2 protein-coding genes and 2 pseudogenes are annotated in these 4,302 nt (G+C 67.3%); 3 read left to right on the forward strand and 1 reads right to left on the reverse strand.

Annotated features, from left to right (window positions below; all coding sequences use genetic code 11):
- Positions 1-683, reverse strand: a pseudogene (locus tag ACTIAO_RS17185) (hypothetical protein); the annotation flags it as partial.
- A gap of 137 nt (positions 684-820) precedes the next feature.
- Between ACTIAO_RS17185 and ACTIAO_RS17190 the strand changes: the two are divergent.
- The 3 genes and pseudogenes from ACTIAO_RS17190 to ACTIAO_RS17200 form a co-directional block, all read left to right on the forward strand.
- On the forward strand, positions 821-2,602 hold the full coding sequence (locus ACTIAO_RS17190; protein WP_054682937.1) for a multicopper oxidase family protein: 1,782 nt from the start codon (positions 821-823) through the stop codon (positions 2,600-2,602).
- Between the two features lie 157 nt (positions 2,603-2,759).
- A complete protein-coding gene (locus tag ACTIAO_RS17195; RefSeq protein ID WP_025104939.1) occupies positions 2,760-3,545 on the forward strand; it encodes an acetoin reductase in 786 nt (261 codons plus the stop codon).
- Between the two features lie 377 nt (positions 3,546-3,922).
- Positions 3,923-4,302: pseudogene (locus ACTIAO_RS17200) on the forward strand (hypothetical protein); the annotation flags it as partial.

Consider the following 4,302-nt stretch of genomic DNA (forward strand, 5'->3'; position numbering starts at 1 on the left):
GAAGGGCTTGGGGTTGCGCTCCCCAGGTTCGCGGTCGACGCTGCCGACGGCGTCCAGTGCCTCGCCGAGTCGGGTGCGGTCCTCGCCACGGAGTGTGATGAGCCGCCACGTCGGCATTCGCGAACCATCCGAAGAACCTGTCGGCGCCGGCCGCGTCGAGAAAGATGTTGGCCCCGGGCCGAACTGGTTCGCAGTTCGCCCTTGGGTATGGTCCTCCCTTGGACGTCCTTGGAGGCGATCGAGCACAGGCACCGCCCCAGCGCGAACGCCGCCAGCCCGACCAGGATCACGACCCCGGCGACCAGGCCCTGCCCGAGCGCGGCGGTTCCGGCGATCACTCCCGCCGAAGCGGCCTGCACCAGAGCGCCGGAGATGAACACCCACTTGCGGAACCGCACACGGACGATGAGTGGCGTGAGGAACGCCTGCGGGAGCATCGAGAGCGACTCGCGGATCGGCACCAGTAGGCCCGTCAGCGCCACGGGAACGCCGAGGGCGTTGAACAGCCACGGCAGCACGGTCGAGGCGTTGACGATCTGATCGCCCGAGGACTGGAGCGCGTTGGCGGCCACCAGTCGAAGTCCATTGGGCGCGAGATTGCGTCGCACCTCAGGATCGAGCTCCTGCTCGGCCCGCTTGTCCCGGTGCAACACCGCCGAGTAGATCCGCTCCCCAGCGCTCATACCCGGGAATCTAGACCGCGCCCGCGACATCCGCGAGACCTCTGTTCGACGCTCGCGTCTGCGCGCGGAACTCCATCCGTTATGCCCGTGTGCGCATAGTCCCACGACACGTCGGGCGGGCTGGTAGCGTGTAGCGCATGGCCGCCGCGCAGCGCATGCCTCTGACGCCGTTCGTCGACGTTCTGCCGTTGCCCGAGCGCCTGCTCGCGCGCGATCACAACGGCCGTCTGACGGTGCGGATCCGTACCGGCTCACACAGCTTCCATCGCGATCTGCCCCGGTCGCGTGTGTGGGGCTACGACGGCACGCTCCCAGGCCCGACGATCGAGGCTGAGCGCGGCCACCCGGTCCGCGTCGAGTGGCGCAACGAGCTTGACGGCGGGCTGCCCGTCATCGTAACGATGGCCGGCGACGAGGTCGACGCCGACGGTGTGCCTGTGCAGTGCAGTCCCGGTCTGAGCGGCGGCACGCCGGACCCGCACGCCGCGGCGCTGACGGGACACTCGGTCGTGCACCTGCACGGTGGCCTGACACCGGCCGTGTACGACGGCTGGACCGAGAACCTCTTCGCACCCGGCCAGCTCGCCGTATTTGACTACCCGATGGACCAACGCGCGACGCTGCTCTGGTACCACGACCACGTGATGGGCGTCACTCGGTTCGACGTATACGCCGGGCTGGCGGGACTGTGGATCATCCGCGACCAGCGCGAACGTGACCTCGGGCTGCCCGAGGGACCACCGTACGAGGTGCCGCTGCTGCTGCAGGACCGTAACTTCGGACTCGACGAGGGCGGTCGGCTGACCGGCCAGCTGGTGCACAAGACCGACCCTGGGGTGATGGAGGCCTTCGCGCCGTTCACGGTCGTCAACGGCAAAGTCTGGCCTATCCTCGACGTCCAGCCCGCCACGTACCGCTTCCGCGTGCTCAACGGCTCCAACGCCCGCACCTTCCGGCTCGTGCTGCTGCGAGACGGCGTGCCCGAATTCGATCGCATCACTCAGATCGGCACCGACTCGGGCCTACTCCGCGAGCCCGTCGCGCTGCCACCCGACGGGCTGGTCCTCGCCTCAGCCGAGCGCGCCGACCTGCTCGTCGACTTCTCGGACCTTCAACCGGGCACCGAGCTCACGCTCTACAACACCGCCGGCGCTCCGTTCGATGGCGCGCCCTTTCCCGCCGCTGATGCCGCCGATGCCGCGGATCTCGACGCGCTGCTGCCGTACCCCCAGGTCATGCGTTTCCGTGTCGTCCCGGGCCCGGTCGCGCACCGTCCGGTGCCCCGCGAACTGGCGACCGACTTCGCCCTGCCAAAACCCGAGGAGCTGGACGCGGCGCCGCGGCGTGCCATCGCGCTTGTCGAGCGCGAGTTCGAGGACGTACCCAACATGCTGACCATGCGTGAGCTCGCCGTTGTCGACGACGAGGACGAGACGACCGGTCCGCTGATCACCCTCACCGACGGCGACCACACGACGCGCTACCGCGCGGTTGCCGCCCACTTCGAGGACACCGCCACGTTCTTCCCGATGCTCGGCCAGTACGAGATCTGGCAGCTCATCAACCTCACCGATGACACGCACCCCATCCACATCCACCTCGATCCCTTCCAGGTCCTCGCGCGCCGGCCCATCGGCTGGGAGATCCCCGACGACGGCATCGGCGATCTCGACCTCAGCGCGCGGATCACTCTCGGTCGCGACCCCGACGACGAGCTCGACCACGTCATCGACGCCAACGAGCGCGGGCTCAAAGACACAGTCCGCGTCAACCCCCACGAAATCGTCGAGATCGCCGTCCGGTTCCACGCCTACAGCGGCCGCTACATGTACCACTGCCACATCCTCGAGCACGAGGATCGCGATATGATGCGGCCCTTTGTGACCATGCCTCCCGAACTCATGCCGTTCATGGCGTGACCCTGGCACGTCAGGAGCGCCAGGGAATACAATCGATTCGCCATGTTGAAGTGGGAGACGGGCAGCCACTTCTGCTGGCCCTGCACTGTACGACGCGCCAGGCCCGCGAACATCGAATCTGCTGGGCGCCCGTTCGCGTTTGAGAAGGAGTACGAGAATGGCTATTCAGGATAAGGTCGCATTGGTCACCGGAGCCGGGCAGGGGATCGGGCGCGGCATCGCGCTTCGTCTCGCCGCCGACGGTTTTGACATCGCCGTCGCGGACATCGAGCCGCAGCGCGAGAAGGGTGATTCGGTCGTCGCCGAGATCGAGCAGCTGGGCCGAAAAGCGGTCTTCGTCGCTGCGGACGTGTCGAAGCGCGACCAGGTCGTTGCCGCTGTCGACGCAGCCGCCGAACAGCTCGGCGGGTTCGATGTGATCGTCAACAACGCCGGCATCGCCCAGATCAAGCCCGTACTCGAGATCACCGCCGAAGAGCTCGATCAGATCTTCCGGATCAACGTCGACAGCGTGGTCTGGGGCATCCAGGCGGCCGCAGCGAAGTTCGAACAGCTCGGTCACGGTGGAAAGATCATCTCCGCGGCATCCATCGCGTCGATCCAGGGGTTCCCCATCCTCAGCGCGTATTCGGCCTCGAAGTTCGCCGTTCGCGGCTTCACCCAGGCGGCCGCGCAGGAGCTCGCTCCGAAGGGCATCACGGTGAACGCTTACGCGCCCGGCATCGTCGGCACCGGCATGTGGGAACTCATCGACGCCGAGCTCAGCAAGATCAACGGCAAGCCACTCGGCCAGAACCTCAAGGAAAACGTGGAGGGCATCGCGCTCGGCCGCATCGAGACCCCCGAGGACGTCGCGAAGGTCGTGTCGTTCTTCGCCGGCCCCGACTCGGACTACGTCACCGGCCAGGTGCTTCTCGTCGACGGCGGCATGCTTTACAACTGAGTCATCACTGACCGTCTCACCACCCGCCGCGCGTCGGCGTGTGACCCTCCCGGGCGCCCTCCGGTATCGGCAGCTCAGCCCGCAGACCGAGCAGTCGGAAAGGCCTCGTGAAGATCAGACGAAGTCACGACCGGATCGTACTCACCTGCCCCTCGACGCGACCTGCGTCGGGGGGCTTTTTCGCGCCCACAAATCGGCGCCCAGTGGTGCAGCCACCTCGATACGCCTGTACTGAATTACGTATCGAACGCGTCAGCCGCAACCTCCGCGAGCTCGAGGTCAGGGCGCGCACGCACGTCCGGCGGGTTCTGCCTGCCGGGACGCTCACCGCGCGTCGAGGGCTCCCGGCGAATGTGGTGTTCGCAGCCGCCTTGTCCATGGCGTTCTTCACCGCAGACCTGTTCATTCCGCTCGCCCTTACCAGCGTGCGAGGGATCAGCGCTACACTCGCCGGGATCGTCCTGACCGCAGGCATCATCGGGTGGACCGCCGGCGCCTATGCCCCCGCCCGGCTCCTGAAGTGGGGCATGACCAAGGGGGGCATCGCGCGCCTCGGAGCGATTCTCGTCATCGCGGGTTTGACGGTGATCGGTGCCGTGATCCTCACCACCGTCCCCGTCCCCGTCGCCGCCGTGGGCTGGATCATCGCCGGGCTCGGCGCCGGTCTCGGTTTCACGATCAACTCCATCGCCGTCCTCGATGATGCCGCTGGCACGGTCGGGCGCGCCTCATCGCAGATGGAGCTCGGCAACCAGGC

The organism is Microbacterium sp., assembly GCF_052099035.1.
Classification (GTDB): Bacteria; Actinomycetota; Actinomycetes; order Actinomycetales; family Microbacteriaceae; genus Microbacterium.